We start from the raw sequence: 15,734 nt of genomic DNA, 5'->3' as shown, positions 1-15,734 counted from the left end.
CCAGAAAATACAGCGAGTGTTCGTTCAGGCCACATCCTCCTGCGCACGGAGTTTTGCGATCAATCTAGTTTTTGGTCTCGATCTTGCCGCCCGCATCCGGGTCGTAGAAATCCGGAATCTCGTATTTGTACTTCTTCAACCAGCGCTGCATCGCCTGTTCGCGCTCTGCCGCCGTGGCGGTTTGCGGCTTGGTCGAGGCGGCCTGGTTACGGCTTTGCAGTACCAGCCAGCCTTCGGTTTCCTGTTGCTGCGCCGAGGCCGGACCGGCGTCGATGGCCTGGGCCGCCAGTGGCAGGCTCAGCAGAGTCAGGCAGCACACGCGATGCAAGCAGTTCATGGTGATCTCCCGGAATGTCACTTGAGCGTCGACGGTTGCGGGTCAGCCACCACCGCCACCTGATTGCCGGCGGGTGGCGCAGCCTTGGCCGGGACCTTGAGTTTTTCCGCGCGGGCCTGGGCATCGGAAAATTGCTCCGGCGTCAGGTGCGCACGACTGACAATTTCGGCGGCTTGCTGCCAGTTGTTCTGGTACAGCAGCAGGCTCACCAGATTCAGCGTGGCCAGTTGATCGTTCTGCTTGAGCTCGATGGCGGTGAGGAATTCGAACCGCGCGTCTTCAAGACGCAGTTGATTGAGGTACACCACGCCGAGGTCGTTGCGGATTTTTTCATTGGTCGGCGCCAGACGCACCGCGCGCTGCAAGTGCGCCTGGGCCTGACCGTTGTCGCCACGGGCGGCATAGATCTGACCCAGGCCATGTTCGGCGTCCGCCGTCAGGCAGGTGCCGAGCAGCCCGCGATACAGCGGTTCGGCTTCGCTGCGTCCGAGCAAGCGGTAAACCCGGGCCTTGCGCAGCCGCACTTCGGCCAGTTTGTCCGGCAGGCTCTGCAGGTTGGCCAGACTGGCGTGCAGCTTGCCGTCGTTGGCCAGATCGTCCGCCAGGTTCAGCGCCAGCTCCTGTTCGGAATCGAGCTTGCTGCAAGTGGTCGGTGCGAGCATCGCCGACCACGGCGCCTGGCCGTCGGTGGCGCAACCACCGAGCAACAACAGACTTGCCACGACAATCAGTGCTTTCATCAAACGCTCTCCATGAGCCCACGTCAGTTTGCAAATGCCCGGGTAATCGCAGTGAACCCCGGGCCGGCCAGTACGATCAGCAAGGCAGGAAACAGAAACAGCATCATCACCACCGACATCTTCGCCGACATCTTCGAGATGTATTCCTGCAGCCGGGTCAGGCGGCGGTCGTCGAGTAACTGTTTGAGCGCGAGCAGCGATTTCATCGCCCCGCCGCCCTGCTGGATCAGTTGCTGCAGGATCACGCAGGTATCGGTGAATTCATCGACCGCAAGCATCACCGAGGCCTTGTTCAATTCCTGTCCCAGCTCCAGCCCCGAGTCGACCCGGGCCAGAATCAGGCGCAGCTCGCTGGTCAGTTCCGGCAGCAGTTTCTGCCCTTCGGTGCTGAGCACCCGCAAGGCTTGTTCGACCGCCATGCCCGACTCGAAGAGGATGCGCAGCAGCGGGATGAACGTGGAGATTTCCACGGCGATGATTTTCTGCCGGCGCCCGGCGGCGTAGGCCAACAGCCGCTTGGGCAACAGGTAACCGGCCCCAGTGGCGAGCATCGGGACGATCCAGCCGTTGGCGGCGTGGGGGAAAAACACTTCCTGCAGAAAGATCGCCAGCCCCAACGCCAGCAGCGGCGTGCCGATCTGGCAGGCGGCGAACAGCGAGCGCTCACTGGCGCGGCGCCAGCCCAGGCGACTGAGCAGAGTCTGGGTTTCGCTGTCGATGCTGACTGAACGCTGGCCGAACCGGCTGTTGCCCAAGGCGCGCAGCCAGTTACCGAAACGGTTCTCGCGCACCAGTTGGCCCTGTAATCGCTGGTTGACCTGACGCACCCGGCGGCGCTCGGTCAGCAGGTGGTTGACCACCAGCAACAGCGCGCCGAGCAGCAGCATCAGAGCGGCGAGATAGACCATTTCAAATACTCCGCAACATGCGCCACAGCGCCAGGCAGCCGGTCACTTGCAACACCACGGCGATGATCAACATGGTCTGGCCACCGGAGTCGTGCCACATGCCGAGCATGTAGCCGGGGTTGGTCAGCATGAAGTAGCTCACCAGGATCACTGGCAGCGAACCCAGCACCCAGGCGGTCATGCGTGTTTCGCCAGTAAGCGCGCGCAGTTGCCGGGCACCTTGGTCACGCTCGCGAATCAGCTTGATCAGGTTCTCCAGCAGCTCGCTGGCGTTGCCGCCGTAACGATGGTTGACCTTGAGGCCGAGGGCGAACATGCGCAGTTCGTCCTGCTCATAGAGTTCGGCAAAGTCGCTGACCGCGTCCGGCAGATTGACCCCCAACTGCACGTTGCGCTGCACCCGGCCCATGGCTTTTTTCAGCGGATCGTCGCTCGATTCGATGCCGCCCATGACGGCGTCACTCAAGGTCCGACCGGACTTGAGGCTGCGCACGGTGTAGTCGAGCAGCTGCGGCAACTGCTCGATCATGCGTTTGATCCGCCGGTGGTACAGCCAGGAAATGTACAGGCGCAAGATCAGCGGCGGCGCCAGCAGCATCGCCAGCAAACCGATCCAGTCCGCCAGCAGATAACCGAGGGCAATGGCCACGCCCCACAGGCTCAGCCACAGACCGAAACGCTCAGTCGGACGGCCAAGCCCGGCACGCAGAAACATCCGTTCAAGCCCGACCCAGGTCGGCTTCTGCACGGCCAGTTGCGGCTGCCCGGCCGCGAGGCGATTGAGCACCCGCTCGTTGCCAGTCTTGTGAATACCGTGCACGAACAGCCAGATCGACAGCCCGAGCAGGATCAGGCAAAGCAGGATAAGAATGAGCGGTCCGATCATGATGCAAGTCCCATGCGGTCAGCCCAGGTGGGTCTCGTGGCGCAACTTGTCGCCCGCCGGATTGACCGCTTCGCGCAGGAAGCCGAAACCGGTACGCCGATCAAGGCGAAACAAAGTGTTGGTGACGTAGACGTCTTCGCGGATGCCGACCACTTCCACCACCTCGCTGACGCAGCGGCGGCCGTCGGGCATGCGGGTCAACTGAATGATCACGTCGAGGGCGGCGCAGATCATCTGGCGCAGGGTGCGCTCGGCGATCGAGCGCCCGGTCAGCCCCACCAGCGTCTCCAATCGCAGCAAGGCATCCTGCGCATTGTTGGCGTGCACGGTGCTCATCGAGCCGTCGTGACCGGTGTTCATCGCGGTCAGCACATCGACCACTTCAACCCCACGAATCTCGCCGAGGATGATCCGGTCGGGACGCATGCGCAGGGCGTTGCGGATCAGGTCGCTGGCCTTGACTTCGCCGTGGCCCTCGGCATTCGGCGGACGGGTTTCCAGGCGCACGACGTGCGGGTGGCCGAGTTGCAATTCAGCGACGTCTTCGATGGTCACCAAGCGTTCGTGAGGGTTGATCAACTGGCTGAGGATATTCAGCAGCGTGGTCTTGCCGGTGCCGGTACCGCCGCTGATGAGCACGTTGCAACGCTTGCCCACCGCCTCCTGCAGGAATTCGAAAATCGCCAGGTCGATGGTCTGCATCGCCATCAGGTCGCTGCTCTTGAGCATGTCCTTGCGAAACTTCCGGATCGACAGGCACGGACCGTCGAGAGCGATCGGCGGAATGATCGCGTTGACCCGGCTGCCGTCCGGCAGACGTGCATCGACCATCGGCGAAGACTCGTCGAGGCGGCGCCCGAGTGGCGCGAGAATCCGTTGCATGACCCGCTCGACGTGGTGCGCGTCGATAAAACGCAGGTCACTCTGATGCAGCACGCCATCGCGTTCGATGAATACCCGGTGCGGGCCGTTGACCAGAATCTCGGTCACCGACGGATCGCGCAGCAGCACTTCCAGCGGGCCGAAGCCGGTGAGTTCGTCGACGATTTCTTCGGCCAGCCGCTCCATCTCGTAACGGGAAATCGCCAGGTGCAGGCGGGCGATGTATTCAGCGACCTTGTCGGTGACAAACTGCGCCAGCAACTGGCGCGAACCCTCCAGCAGGTTTTTCCCCGACTCTTCGATGGCGTCGATGATGTAGCGATGCAGGACCAGCTTCAGCCCTTCGTGATCGGTATTGCCGACCGCGCCATGCTGCACCGCGCCGAACAGTTTTTCCGCGCTCATGAGGTGCCTCGCAAGCGGTCGAACCAGGTGACCTTGGGTTTGGCCAGGCCTTCGGAGCGTTTGGCCAGGCGCTCGCCGAGGGTGCGCAGGCTCTGCGTGAGTTTTTCCCTGGGGGCCAGTTCGAACAGGCTGACGCCCTGATTCTTGGCGTTGAGGCGCACTTCGGCATTGGCCGCCAATACCGCGATCACTTCGAGGTTGAAGGTTTTGCCCAGGGTTTCAGCATCCGGGGCAACGCTGCTCAGATAGCCGTCCACCAGCAAACGTGCGTGGTCGAGCTTCATGCCCTTCTCGCGCCACAAGTTGAGTACAGCGAGGTTACGCCGGCAATTGAGCACGTTCTGATCGGTGTACCAGATCAGCTTGTCGCAGTGGCTGACAAACGTGCGCAAGGCTTCACTGTCGGATTGTCCGGTAAGGTTCACGACGATGTGCTGAAAGTGTTGGCGCAAAGCGCTGAGCAACATGTACAGCTCGGCGGCACTGGTGTTTTCCAGCGGCTCGTCGCTGCTGGCGTAGGCCAGAATCCGCAGGCCCGCTTCAGCGCTGGTAAAGGCACTGTCGATCAGCGTCGCGTCGAGCCTGCGCAGGTGACGCAAGGCATCGCCGAAGTGAAACGAACTCTCGAGCCCGAGCAGCGCCAGGCTGTCACCACGCGGCAGCCCAAGATCCAGCAGCAGCGTCTGCTGCCCACTCTTTTGCACCACCAGCGCCATATGGTTGGCCAGCAGCGCGCCGTCGGAATTGCTCTGCGTGCCGTACAGCACGGTGAGCCCCCCCAGTTGGGTGTTGGCCGCCACGGGGGGCAGACGTTTGTTCAGGCGCCGCACCAGCCCCGCGACCTCACTGGCCCGCGAACCGTAGGCGACGAAATCCCGGGCGCCGGCACGCATGGCATTGAGCACCAGTTGGTTGTCCATGCCATCACCGAGCGCGACGATGGCGAGCATCGGTTTGGCTTCCAGCGCGCCTTCGATCAACGCACTCTGCGCCACCACATGGTCGCGATCGAGGCCGACAAACACCAGGCTGGCGAAGGTGACATCGACCAGTGCGAGCAATTCATCCAGGCTTCCGGCCCCGGCGCTCACCACTTGCCCCAGCGGCGCGAGCGCACCTTGCAGCCACTCCAGATCGGTGTTGTTGCGGGTGATCGCAAGAAAGGTCTGGCTCAGACTCTGGCTCATTGGGACAACCCGCTGCGTTTGTCGAAATTGCCGTTTTCGAGGAAAAACATGCGGTAGAAATTCGGGTCGTAGTTGCGCAGTTTTTCCCCCGGCAGCGATGGCAGTTGCGCGTTCGCCGCCAGTGGCTGCACCAGATGCGGCGTGACGATCATCAGCAGTTCACGTTCTTCGCGCTTGATCTGCGAGCCTTTGAAAAACGCGCCGAGCACCGGGATATCGCCCAGCCCCGGAAACTTGTTCACCTGCGAGCTGTTGGTGGTGCTGATCAAGCCGCTGATCACGAAGCTTTCGCCATCGGCCAGCGAGACGCTGGTGTCGGTCCGGCGAATAGTCAGGGCCGGCACCGTGGTACCGGCGATCTGCACGGCGTTGCTCAAATCCAGCTCGCTGACTTCCGGTGCGACTTTCAGCGCGATGCGGTCGTGGCTGATGACGGTCGGGGTCAGGGTCAGGCGGATACCGAACTCCTTGTATTCGATCGACACGTTATCGCTGCCGGCGCTGGGTACCGGAATCGGGATTTCACCGCCAGCCAGAAAACTTGCGCTCTGCCCGCTCAACGCCACCAGGCTCGGCCGCGCGAGGGTGTAGGCGAAGCCGCTGGTTTCCAGGGCGTTGATGATCGCCATGGTCTTGCCACCGATCCACGAGAAATTGAACAGGCCGTTATCCACCGGCAGTCTCGGCGTCGGCACGCCGTCGATCGGTGGCAAAGTACCGGGCGAACCAAACAGGAAATTGCCGCGAGTGCCGATCAGCGAAGCGGTGGCTTCCTTGAGTTTGGTGCGGCTGACTTCGACGAAGCGGATGTCGGTCTGCACTTGCGAGGGCAGCGTCGGATCATCGGAAGGCATCCGGCTGGCGCTGGTCAATGCGGCGGTGGCACTGCCTTGAACGAACACCATGCTCTGGCGCGGCTCACTGGAGCACGAGGTCCAGACCATCAGGCTGGTGGCGCCGGGCGCCACGCCGGTGAGTAAAAACGAGGCGCTGCCGGTGTCATGCACATCGGCGATTTTCGGGTCGCCGATGGCCACGCGGGTGATTGCCACCGGCGACTGGATGTCCTGCTGGAAGCCTTCGCCGATCTCGATCACCGGCGGCATACGGCCAAGGGCCGAGCAATTGCCGGTGGCCGCGAGGGCGGCGTTCATCGACAGTCCCATCAGTATCAAGGCCCGGACTACAGGTTTTAATAGCGGCCTGAATCGACTCTGCATGCACGTGGATCCTTGCTCAGTCATGGGGCTTGTTGGGAAAGCTGATTGCCGCGGATCACTTCCATCGGCGTCCGTGCATGGCCGCCAGTGGCCGGCGCTTTCGGCGCGCCACCAAGGGCCAGTTGCGTGAACTGGAAGAGCTGGCTGTTGGCGTTGTCCAGGTGCGCCGGCGACTGTTTTTCACCGGCCCAGTATTTGGCCAGGCGCTGCTCCTCGCTGCTGCGCACAGCCAGGCGCAACGTACCGACCTGAGTGGCGAGCATCATCCGGCTCAGCAATTGTTCGGGCACCGCCAGCACCACGGTGCGCGCGACAATCCGGCGTTGATCCTGTTTGAGTTTGTCGTCGGCGCTCAGGGCCGGATTGGCGGGCTGCCCATCGTTGGTCAGGCCGTATTGCTCACCGACACCGAGCACGCGCATGGCCGGCACCACGATCTGCGCCGACTGCTGCAGATTGCTCGCGTCCTGACGCAGGTAGAGCAGCACATCGACGTAGTCGCCGGGGATCAGTTGCCCGGCGGCGCCAATCACTTCGTCCACCGCCACGGTCAACGCGCGCTCATCGCTGTGGATCATCCGCGCCAGCGAGCCGCCGGCCTGAAAGCTTTCGTCATTGAGCCAGGTGCCGGCACTCAGGTGCCGCCAGGGTGTGCGACCGACTGCCTGATCGACACTGGAAAGGCTGCCGGCTGGCGCACTGCGCAGTTTCTCCACCGCCACATCGGCAGCCGTGAGAGGCGTGAACGGCGGGACATCGTGCAGCAGCACAACCACCGGTTGGCGGGTCTGGTCTTCAGCGGCGGCGACGGTTTTTTCCACGGCGACCACCGGCGCGGCAGGCGTCTGGGCCACGGGAGCCGATTGCCGACTGAGGACCAGGCCCCAATAGCCAACGACGATTGCTCCCAACAGCAGCACTGCTGCAAGACCCATGGTGACGCGACTGTTCATGACGGCTCTCCCTTTCCTGCTGCACCGACAGCCTGTACTTCCTGTCGAGAGAATTTTTCGCGATCAGGCAGCTATGAACATGCAACGATTTCGCTATTTCCACGCTAGCTGATCCGAGCAAAAACGCCATTACTGACAGGAAAATAACCCACTAAAGTATGAGTCATGGCCAATTAACTGTAGGGATTGGCTCAACTAACATTCCGATTAATCCTTTGTGATTAATCCGTTCTTACAGTTGTTGAGCGGGGGTTTGTTGACAATGCTTTGATAGCACGGTGAAAGCATGCCGCTGTAGCGTTGGATCGGCGCCAGAGGCGCAAAGGAGTGGACGTATGATTCTCGAATATCTTCTGGCCAGGGCCCGTCTGTTTCTCAATAGCGAGGAAGGGGCATCGGCCATCGAGTACGCAATCGTGGTGGCAATGGTAGCCGTGGTCGTCGTGGTGTTCGTGACACCTGTCGGCAACAAGGTACTGGCGATTTTCAACTCAGTTCTGACCAGTCTCGGCGGAACGGCGCAGGTTCGGCCTACGCCTTGATCCCACCTCTCGTCCCCTTTAAATGCCCGTGTGCGTGTGGAGCAAGCGCGTGCCCGGGCGTTGACAAGGCCAGTGAATTTCCAGCGTCCGCCAAAGGCTGGCGCGAAGGAGAATGCTCATGGTGCTTGAATATCTGTTGATCCGTGCGCGGGCTTTTCTTGCAAGCACGGAGGGTGCCTCGGCCATCGAGTATGCGATTGTAGTGGCCATGGTGGCGGTGGTAGTGGTGGTGTTTGTAACTCCGGTTGGCGCCAAAGTGCTGGCGATCTTCAATAGTGTACTGGTGTCCCTCGGCGGCACTGCGCAAACCGCTCCGGTGCAGACCCCCTGATGTGAGTCGCGTCCGGCGAATGTCGCGCTACACTCGATCTCACTTTCAGCTTTTCAGGGACTGCCCATGATTGCTTCCTCATTACCCCGCCAACAGTTGCTTCTGGTTGACGACGAAGAGGACGCGTTGCTTGAGCTGGCCGAGTTACTGGAGGGCGAGGGTTTTGTCTGCCACACCGCCACCTCGGTGAAACTCGCCCTGCATCACCTCACCCGCCATCCGGATATCGCCCTGGTGATCACCGATCTGCGCATGCCGGAGGAGTCCGGCATGTCGCTGATCAAGCGTCTGCGCGAGCACACCTCACGCCAGCATCTGCCGGTGATCGTGACCTCCGGACATGCCGACATGGAAGACGTCAGCGACATGCTGCGTCTGCAGGTGCTGGACCTGTTTCGCAAGCCGATCTACCACGTGCGCCTGCTGGAAACCCTGGACAATCTGTTCCCCAAACCCAAGACGCAGGCCAGGTAATTCGCTCAAGGTATTTTTGGCAGAATTGACTGCCTGTCCGCGAGGGACAGGCAAGCGGGATCAGTGTGCGGTCACACGCTGACGGGCGGCCGAAGCACTGGGCGACAGCGCCAGTGCCAACTGCGTGCGATTGTGCATGTGGGTCAGACGCAACACCTGCGAGACATACAGTTTCACGGTATTTTCGGTGATGCCCAGCTCGCAGGCGATCTGATAGTTGGTCTGCCCCTTGCCCACCAGCCGCGCCACATCCAGTTGCCGTGGCGACAACTGATTGAAGATCGCCGGAATCTCCTGCTCCGACTCGCCGCTGTCACCGCCGAGCATGTCGCTGACCACTGTCGCCGGACTGCGCCGGACCTTGTCCAGGTCCTGGTAGAGATCGTCGATGGATTCGGAAAGAAATTGCAGCTTCTGGTTCAGGTGCCCCAACTGCACATTCTTGTGCCGCTCTTGCAGCGCCGCTTCCTGACGCTTCACACCCTCGAGCAGTTCATCCAGCTCGATCGGCTTCTGGTAATAGTCGGCAATCCCGGCACGCAGGGCCTTGATCACGTCCTGTTTGTCAGCGCGGCCGGTGAGCATGATCGCCTCGAACACCCGGTGCTTGCCGCAGATCCGTTGCAGCTCCTGCACCAACTGAATGCCGTCCATGTCCGGCATGTGCAGATCGCTCAGCACCAGGCCGATCTCCGCGTCCTCGCGGAAACGCTCGATCGCCTGCGCACTGGATTCACACGGCACACAGCGGTAACCGCTGCTTTCGAGAAACTCGCACAACTCTTCGACGATCAACGGTTGATCATCGACCACGAGCACTTTTACCGCCGACGTAAGCTTGTTCACGAACCACTCCATTGCTCGGGCCAAAGCTGACTTTTTCTGCACTTTGGCAATGTAACCACTTCATTTGAAAGTAGACGCACTTTCCGACTATGTACATAGGACTAGTGGCATCTGGCGACTAATGGATCCAATGTATCGAAGCCAATACACCCAGCAGCACGAACGGCGCAAATGGCAGCTTCTTTGACGCTACAGGCTCCATATATCGAAGATGTTCTCTAAGTCGTTGACTCATATGAAGCCAGACTCTTGGCGCGATCAGCAGCCAGAGCAAACTGGCGACTCCGGCGCCGATAAACGCGCAGAGAATGAATAAACCGTTCGTCGCAAGGGCCATGGCTGTCATTAGTTTCACATCGCCCGCGCCCATACGGCCCATGAAATACCCCGGGACGGTCAACGCCAGCGCGATCACGGCGGCCCACAATCCCTGTTGCGCCTCGGCACCGAGCCAGGTGGTGCCGGTCGCCAACAGATAGATCAGCGCCAGCGCCCCCGCACCGAATGTCAGCCCATTGGCGATACGCCGTTGCCGGGCATCCTGGGCGGCGCACAGGGCCAGCCAGATCAGGAGAACTAAACTCTGCATCCGGTTAAATCCATCCGATTTTTCTGAATGATTCTATGCTGATACTACGCAGTGAAAGTCAGGGTAGACGCACTCATGAAAACCGGCTTCGCAAAATCACAGGCAGGCGCAGTGGCGATCGAATTCGCCCTGGTATTCGTGATTTTTTTCGCTGTGTTCTATGCGCTGGTCAGCTACAGCCTGCCGTTTGTATTGATGCAGACTTTCAACGAGGCGACGTCCGAAGCAGTGCGCCGCAGCGTCGCGGTCGACCCGAATACCCCCGGTTACGCCGCCGTGGTGGTGAGCACCGCCAACGCCGCGCTGACCCAGCAATTGCAGTGGGTGCCACCCGCGCTGAACCTGGTCGTCGGCGTCGACACCTCGGCGGTGTATGACGCCACTCAAGGTACGCTGACGGTCAGGGTCGATTACCCCACCAGCAAACTCAATCAGGTCATTCCGTTTCTGGTGCTGCCGGGCGTGGGTGCAGTGCCGAGCCTGCCCGCCACCCTCTCCGCCGCGTCGAGCCTGAAATTTTGACCGGCGGCGACAATCTGTTCGGGCGCCTGCTCAAACGCGCACCAGTGCCTGCCAACGAGTTGCCCGACCCACTCGGTTCACCGCCGCTGGGCCTGCACCTGCAACTGGACCACGACGGCCGCGTGCTGCAGATGGCCGGGCCGTTGCGTCATCTGTTGGCGCAACAGCCGCCCCACGATTCGCCGCTGCCGTTGTCGGCTTATTTGCTCGCGCACAGCACGCTGGCCATCGAGGGCCGCCCGCAGGACTGGCAAGGGCAAATACTCGACCTGGATTTCCCCGGCCTCAGCGATCAGACCCTGCACCTGCGCGGCTGGGTGCAGCCTTCGGCGGCGGGCTGGGTATTGCAACTGATGGACATCGCTGACCTGCTGCTGGAGCGTCAGCAGTCGCGCCACCGCGAAGCGTGTCAGGCGCTGGCCGGGCAGGTCAGCGAACACTTGCGCGTGTGTAGCCTGACGCGTTTGCCAATGGTGGTCAGCGAGCAATTGCAGGCCATCGCCCAGCGCTGGCATATCCCGTGTCTGGCCATCGCGCTCCTCGACGAACAGGCACAGGGCTGGCAAATCTACGAACAGTATCGCGCCCACGATGCGCCGCTGCTGTGGCAGGACGGCCAGCGTCTGGGTACGCCGCTCGACAGCCTCAACGGCAGCGCGCCGCAACGCCTTGGCGCCCATCATGGCTTGTACGAACACGCGCGGGTGGAGGCCACGTTCGGCAACGCCGACGGGTTCGCCGTGCCCTACAGCGATGATCGTGGTGTGGTCGCGTGGTTGCTCTGCGGCTTCTATACCGTGGACGTTGCCGCGCCGCATCTGAACGACCGCGACTGGCTGGCATTGACCAGCGCACTGGCAGCGCCCCTGCTCGGCCGCTTGCGTGAGCAGCAGCATCATCAATACAGCGAACGCCTCGAATCGCTGCAAAGCCTGCTCGGCACCGGTTGGTGGGAAATGCTCGGCGATGACGTGCTGCTGGCTCCGGCGCTGCTCGAGGTGCTGCCTGCACACAGCGCGCGTATGCCGGTGCAAGACTGGCTGACACTGATTCATCCGGCCGATCGCGAAGAACTGCGCAGCCGCCTGCGCGCCCTGCAACTGCAAGGTGAAGCCCTGACCCTGAGCGTCCGTCTGCACCGCAGCGGTCCCGGACAAACACCCGTGTGGTATCGGGTTCAGGGCCAGGTCGCCGGCAGCGGAGAACAGCGGCGGCTGGTGGGGTTCATGCTCGACATCAGCGACACGCGCAACCAGCAGCAACGCGCCGAAGCCGCCCATGCGCGGCTGGATAACCTGATCGCCAGTTCGCCGGCAGTGATTTATGTGCAGCGCTACGTCGAGGGCGCGCTGCTTCCCGACTTCTTCAGCGCCAGCCTGCAGCCGCTGCTGGGCCGGACGCCGGACGAGGGCTGCGGCACCGACTGGGTGCAACTGGTGCACCCTGAAGACCGCGAACTGTATTTCGCCCGCAGCCGCCAACTGTTGCGCGAAGGCTCGGTGCGCGCGCGTTATCGCTTGCGCGACGCACACGGTGAGTACCATTGGCTGCTCGACGAAGCCAGGCTGCTGCGCAATGACCTTGGCCTGCCGGTCGAAGCCGTCGGCCTGTGGCTGGACGTCACCGAAGCGACCCTCGCCGCCGAGCAGGTCAAACACAGCGAGGAACGCTATCGGATTCTGGTGGAAGACTCACCGGCGATGATCTGCCGCTATCGCCCGGACCTGACCCTGACCTTCGGCAACCGGCCGCTGGCGACTTATCTGGAATGCACCCCGGAGCAATTGCCGGGGGTCGATCTGGGCAGCTGGATGTCCGAGGAACAACGCGCCGCCTTCGTCCAGCGTCTGGCGCTGCTGACCCCGGAGTTGCCGGTGAGCACCGCCGAAATCAGTCTGCAATTACCTGGGCGCGAGCATGCGTGGTGGGTGTGGTCCGATCGCGGGGTGTTCGATGAACACGGACGCTTGCTTGAAGTGCAGGCCGTGGGCCGCGACAACACCGAGGTGCGGCGCTCGCAGCAGCAACTCACGCAAAGCGCGAAAATGGCCACCCTCGGCGAAATGGCCACCGGCCTCGCCCACGAAATCAACCAGCCGCTGAACGTGATGCGCATGGCCGTAGTCAACGTGCTCAAGCGCCTGGGCAACGGCGATGTACAGATCGATTATCTGACCGACAAACTCAACCGCATCGACGCCCAGGTGCAGCGCGCCGCGAAAGTGGTCGATCACATGCGCGTGTTCGGCCGCCGCTCGGAGATCGAACAGCAACTGTTCAACCCGGCCTCGGCCATCGAAGGCACGCTGTCGTTGCTGGCCGAAGGCATGCGCGGCAAAGGTGTCGATCTGCGCATCAGCGAAACTGCTTTCAGCGTGCAGGTGCGCGGTTATGTCGATCAGCTGGAACAGGTGCTGATCAACCTGATGGTCAACGCCCGCGATGCGCTGCTCGGCAAACGCGAGAAAGACTCATCGTTCAAGCCATGGATCTCGATTTATGCCGAGCGCGACGAGCACAAGGTACGGCTGTGGGTCGAGGACAACGGCGGTGGCATCGACCCGCGTTTGTTGGAGCGGATTTTCGAACCGTTCTTCACCACCAAACCGGTGGGCGTCGGCACCGGGCTGGGGCTGTCGGTGAGCTACGGCATCATCGAAAACATGGGCGGCCAATTGAGCGTGCGCAACTCGGTGGAAGGCGCACGCTTCTGCATCGAATTGCCGATTGCCCCGGACGCCTAGATCACCAGATAGGCCTTGCCGGTCTGGCCGCAGGTCATGTTGGCGCCGACATCGACGTCCATCAGGTTGATGCCCAAGGCTTTGAGCAGGTTGTTCAGCAGCGGGTCGAGCAACGGGCTGAGCAGGTTGGTGATCAGCGGTTGCAGAATGGCCGTGACATCGCTGATCAGACTGGCCACGCCGGTGACGATAGCCCCCAGCGGGTTGCTGCCCTGTGGCTTGTACACGATCAGATTGATCCCTGCCAAAGTGTTCGCCAGGCTGCTGACGATGTTGCTCGACGGCGCTGCTGAAATCACGCTCGGCGGCAGTTTGAGGTTGGCCGGTGTGGCGAATGGCGTGCTGCTGGAATACAACAGATCCTGAGAGTTTTGCGCGACGCTGGTATTGACCATGATCGCGATTCCGCCCGCCCCGTACTGAACGTGGGTGCTCTCATCACAGGTTCCAAGACCGAGAATCTTGTGACAGGTCACCGTGCCCAAATCAACCAGTGGCAACGGTGTAACCGTCGGTTCGGCGAGCGAGGAAAAAGCATTGGTCGGGTCGATCTTGCCGACCTTGAGGTCCGCGATCGAGGTGACGGTGTGGGCGGTCAGGCTTTTGGTGCCCGAAGTTCCCGGGCTGATCGGGCAGCTGTAATCGGTGACGTAACTGATAGCGCCACCGGCATCCAGGGCAATGTCGATTTCCGGCGATGGCAGCAACTGCGGATCAAGCTGTTGGCAACCGGCGCCGAGCAGACATCCGACTGAATTGAGCGTCGCCACCAGATTCAAACTCAGCAGCGCGTTGAGGGTCGGGGTCAGTGTGCCGACCAACCCCAGCACCGCATTGACCAACCCGGTCACCCCGGACAGCACCGGCAGATTCAGTGAAAGCATCGTACGAATCTGCGCCGTGCGCACATAAATCCGGTCCGCCCCCAACGGATTGGCCTTGGCCCGCGCCGGATCACCAATTGCCGAGAACTGCGGCGGCTCGATCACCTTGACCCGCACCGTGACGTTGGCCAGCCCCAGCACGCTGATCGGCAAGGTCGCGGCCACCGCGCTTTTGCTGTTGGCCAGTTGCACCACCCCCTGAATCAGTTGCAGCAGTTGCAGGTTGGCATCCAGCCCGGCCGCCGTGGTGCCGGTCTGCAACTGCAGGATGTCGCCGAGTTTGACCGGCGCAGCATTGATCGCCGCCACCTGCAACTGACCCAGCGCAGTGATCACCGTGGCGGTCGCGCCATTGAGCTGCACTACCGTCGCGGCCGCCTGAATCAGTTGGGTGACCGTGGCCTGGGTGTTGAGCAGTTGCGTGTAGTTGCCAGCGGCGACGTTGAGGTTGATTGCCAGTTGGTTGAGGTAGCTGAGCAGGTTGATGTCGGTGTTGAGCAGACCATCCCAACCCAGTGCCGTGAGGTTGACGTTGCCGCCGAGCAGCCCGGAAAACAGCGGATTGAGAATGTTTGACTGCGCAGTGTTGATGCTCGCCAGGGTGCTGCGGATGTTCAGTTGCGCAACCGTTGGGGTCGGTTGCGCGGCGACGGCTGAGGCGTTGAGCGTGGTGTTCAGGCTGACCGTCGAGCCGCTGAACAAGGCCTGCACGCCGCCGGCAAAACTGGTGGTTACCGTGCGGCTGGCCGCGACCTTGATCGCCGTCGACTGGGTCGCGTCGGCAGTGAACGCGCGCAGCCCGCTGGCCGCGGTCTGTACGCTGCCACAAGTGGTCACCAGAGTATTGTTGCTATCGACGATGTAGCCATTGCGCACGGCGCTTTGTCCGGCATAAGTGGCCGCGCTGAGACCGGACTGACAATTGCCGCCGCGACTGACCGCTTCCAGCGCCGCGCTGTCGACCACCCGCTGCAACTTGCGCTGCTCCATGTATAGCCGACCGGTATCGACCACCAACAGCATCAACACCAGCGCCAGGCTGAGGGTGGCAGCCGCCATCAACCCGATCGCCCCGCGTTGCCGAGCCTTGCCGTTGAACTGCATACGAGGCGACATGGCGCACTCCTTTGCCGGCGCGTTGCCGAGCGCTACCTCCGATGGTGGAGTTGAGTGTAGACGGCGCTAATAACAACGCGCCATTTGGTGCTGCACAAAACCCCTCAGGTCTTCGCCTGCTCGCGAATGCGCTGTGTCATTCAACATGGATGTGGCTGACACGCCGCC

The 15,734-nt window shown here is 61.9% G+C and carries 16 protein-coding genes; 5 read left to right on the top strand and 11 right to left on the bottom strand.

What is annotated here, in order from left to right; all coding sequences use genetic code 11:
- Positions 1–64 precede the first annotated feature (64 nt).
- The 8 genes from M0814_RS27645 to cpaB are packed head-to-tail and all read right to left on the bottom strand — an operon-like array spanning position 65 to position 7,518.
- The gene (locus M0814_RS27645; RefSeq protein WP_103484579.1) at positions 65–337 is read right to left on the bottom strand and encodes a DUF3613 domain-containing protein; all 273 of its coding nucleotides are present in this window, start codon (positions 335–337) and stop codon (positions 65–67) included.
- A gap of 17 nt (positions 338–354) precedes the next feature.
- Entirely contained in the window at positions 355–1,077 is a 723-nt protein-coding gene (locus M0814_RS27640; protein ID WP_103484580.1) for a tetratricopeptide repeat protein, read from the bottom strand.
- Positions 1,078–1,100: 23 nt separating this feature from the next.
- Positions 1,101–1,985, bottom strand: a complete 885-nt coding sequence (locus M0814_RS27635) for a type II secretion system F family protein (RefSeq protein ID WP_103484581.1) — start codon at positions 1,983–1,985, stop codon at positions 1,101–1,103.
- 1 nt (position 1,986) lies between these two features.
- Entirely contained in the window at positions 1,987–2,871 is an 885-nt protein-coding gene (locus M0814_RS27630) for a type II secretion system F family protein (RefSeq protein ID WP_103484582.1), read from the bottom strand.
- Positions 2,872–2,889: 18 nt separating this feature from the next.
- Positions 2,890–4,158, bottom strand: a complete 1,269-nt coding sequence (locus tag M0814_RS27625; protein WP_103484583.1) for a CpaF family protein — start codon at positions 4,156–4,158, stop codon at positions 2,890–2,892.
- Positions 4,155–5,345: a pilus assembly protein gene (locus M0814_RS27620; protein WP_103484584.1), complete on the bottom strand. Its 1,191-nt coding sequence runs from the start codon at positions 5,343–5,345 to the stop codon at positions 4,155–4,157. The genes M0814_RS27625 and M0814_RS27620 overlap by 4 nt, the downstream gene beginning before the upstream one ends.
- Positions 5,342–6,565: a pilus assembly protein N-terminal domain-containing protein gene (locus M0814_RS27615; RefSeq protein ID WP_103484585.1), complete on the bottom strand. Its 1,224-nt coding sequence runs from the start codon at positions 6,563–6,565 to the stop codon at positions 5,342–5,344. Before M0814_RS27615 ends, M0814_RS27620 begins: the two co-directional genes overlap by 4 nt.
- A 20-nt stretch (positions 6,566–6,585) precedes the next feature.
- Positions 6,586–7,518, bottom strand: a complete 933-nt coding sequence (cpaB, locus tag M0814_RS27610; RefSeq protein WP_103484586.1) for a Flp pilus assembly protein CpaB — start codon at positions 7,516–7,518, stop codon at positions 6,586–6,588.
- 335 nt (positions 7,519–7,853) lie between these two features.
- On the opposite strand from cpaB, the gene M0814_RS27605 reads away from it, so the two are divergent.
- The 3 genes from M0814_RS27605 (at position 7,854) to M0814_RS27595 (ending at position 8,865) form a co-directional block, all read left to right on the top strand.
- Entirely contained in the window at positions 7,854–8,060 is a 207-nt protein-coding gene (locus M0814_RS27605) for a Flp family type IVb pilin (protein ID WP_103484587.1), read from the top strand.
- Positions 8,061–8,178: 118 nt separating this feature from the next.
- Positions 8,179–8,391: a Flp family type IVb pilin gene (locus M0814_RS27600; RefSeq protein ID WP_103484588.1), complete on the top strand. Its 213-nt coding sequence runs from the start codon at positions 8,179–8,181 to the stop codon at positions 8,389–8,391.
- Positions 8,392–8,457: 66 nt separating this feature from the next.
- Positions 8,458–8,865, top strand: a complete 408-nt coding sequence (locus M0814_RS27595; RefSeq protein WP_103484589.1) for a response regulator — start codon at positions 8,458–8,460, stop codon at positions 8,863–8,865.
- A 60-nt stretch (positions 8,866–8,925) separates the two neighbouring features.
- Here M0814_RS27595 and M0814_RS27590 read toward each other — a convergent pair whose 3' ends face one another.
- Positions 8,926–9,711, bottom strand: coding sequence for a response regulator transcription factor (locus M0814_RS27590; RefSeq protein WP_103484590.1), 786 nt, complete (start codon positions 9,709–9,711; stop codon positions 8,926–8,928).
- A gap of 118 nt (positions 9,712–9,829) precedes the next feature.
- Positions 9,830–10,300, bottom strand: a complete 471-nt coding sequence (locus M0814_RS27585) for an A24 family peptidase (protein WP_103484591.1) — start codon at positions 10,298–10,300, stop codon at positions 9,830–9,832.
- A gap of 75 nt (positions 10,301–10,375) precedes the next feature.
- On the opposite strand from M0814_RS27585, the gene M0814_RS27580 reads away from it, so the two are divergent.
- The gene (locus M0814_RS27580; protein WP_103484592.1) at positions 10,376–10,822 is read left to right on the top strand and encodes a TadE/TadG family type IV pilus assembly protein; all 447 of its coding nucleotides are present in this window, start codon (positions 10,376–10,378) and stop codon (positions 10,820–10,822) included.
- Positions 10,819–13,566 (top strand): PAS domain-containing protein, encoded by a 2,748-nt coding sequence (locus M0814_RS27575; RefSeq protein ID WP_103484593.1) that lies wholly within the window; start codon positions 10,819–10,821, stop codon positions 13,564–13,566. Before M0814_RS27580 ends, M0814_RS27575 begins: the two co-directional genes overlap by 4 nt.
- Here M0814_RS27575 and M0814_RS27570 read toward each other — a convergent pair.
- Positions 13,563–15,566 carry a pilus assembly protein TadG-related protein gene (locus M0814_RS27570; protein ID WP_103484594.1) on the bottom strand — a complete coding sequence of 668 codons (2,004 nt, stop codon included), beginning with the start codon at positions 15,564–15,566 and terminating at the stop codon, positions 13,563–13,565. The genes M0814_RS27575 and M0814_RS27570 overlap by 4 nt on opposite strands.
- Positions 15,567–15,734 lie beyond the last annotated feature (168 nt).

This window comes from Pseudomonas sp. MWU12-2020, assembly GCF_023100605.1.
GTDB classification, from domain to species: domain Bacteria; phylum Pseudomonadota; class Gammaproteobacteria; order Pseudomonadales; family Pseudomonadaceae; genus Aquipseudomonas; species Aquipseudomonas fluorescens_H.
The sequence above is the reverse complement of the archived record's forward strand: the minus strand, read 5'-3'. Positions and strand labels throughout refer to the sequence as shown.

Excerpts from the sequence above, each read along its gene's own strand:
- M0814_RS27645 (WP_103484579.1), bottom strand. The coding sequence starts at position 337 with ATGAACTGCTTGCATCGCGTGTGCTGCCTGACTCTGCTGAGCCTGCCA.
- M0814_RS27640 (WP_103484580.1), bottom strand. The coding sequence starts at position 1,077 with ATGAAAGCACTGATTGTCGTGGCAAGTCTGTTGTTGCTCGGTGGTTGC.
- M0814_RS27635 (WP_103484581.1), bottom strand. The coding sequence starts at position 1,985 with ATGGTCTATCTCGCCGCTCTGATGCTGCTGCTCGGCGCGCTGTTGCTG.
- M0814_RS27630 (WP_103484582.1), bottom strand. The coding sequence starts at position 2,871 with ATGATCGGACCGCTCATTCTTATCCTGCTTTGCCTGATCCTGCTCGGG.
- M0814_RS27625 (WP_103484583.1), bottom strand. The coding sequence starts at position 4,158 with ATGAGCGCGGAAAAACTGTTCGGCGCGGTGCAGCATGGCGCGGTCGGC.
- M0814_RS27620 (WP_103484584.1), bottom strand. The coding sequence starts at position 5,345 with ATGAGCCAGAGTCTGAGCCAGACCTTTCTTGCGATCACCCGCAACAAC.
- M0814_RS27615 (WP_103484585.1), bottom strand. The coding sequence starts at position 6,565 with ATGCAGAGTCGATTCAGGCCGCTATTAAAACCTGTAGTCCGGGCCTTG.
- cpaB (WP_103484586.1), bottom strand. The coding sequence starts at position 7,518 with ATGAACAGTCGCGTCACCATGGGTCTTGCAGCAGTGCTGCTGTTGGGA.
- M0814_RS27605 (WP_103484587.1), top strand. The coding sequence starts at position 7,854 with ATGATTCTCGAATATCTTCTGGCCAGGGCCCGTCTGTTTCTCAATAGC.
- M0814_RS27600 (WP_103484588.1), top strand. The coding sequence starts at position 8,179 with ATGGTGCTTGAATATCTGTTGATCCGTGCGCGGGCTTTTCTTGCAAGC.
- M0814_RS27595 (WP_103484589.1), top strand. The coding sequence starts at position 8,458 with ATGATTGCTTCCTCATTACCCCGCCAACAGTTGCTTCTGGTTGACGAC.
- M0814_RS27585 (WP_103484591.1), bottom strand. The coding sequence starts at position 10,300 with ATGCAGAGTTTAGTTCTCCTGATCTGGCTGGCCCTGTGCGCCGCCCAG.
- M0814_RS27580 (WP_103484592.1), top strand. The coding sequence starts at position 10,376 with ATGAAAACCGGCTTCGCAAAATCACAGGCAGGCGCAGTGGCGATCGAA.
- M0814_RS27570 (WP_103484594.1), bottom strand. The coding sequence starts at position 15,566 with ATGTCGCCTCGTATGCAGTTCAACGGCAAGGCTCGGCAACGCGGGGCG.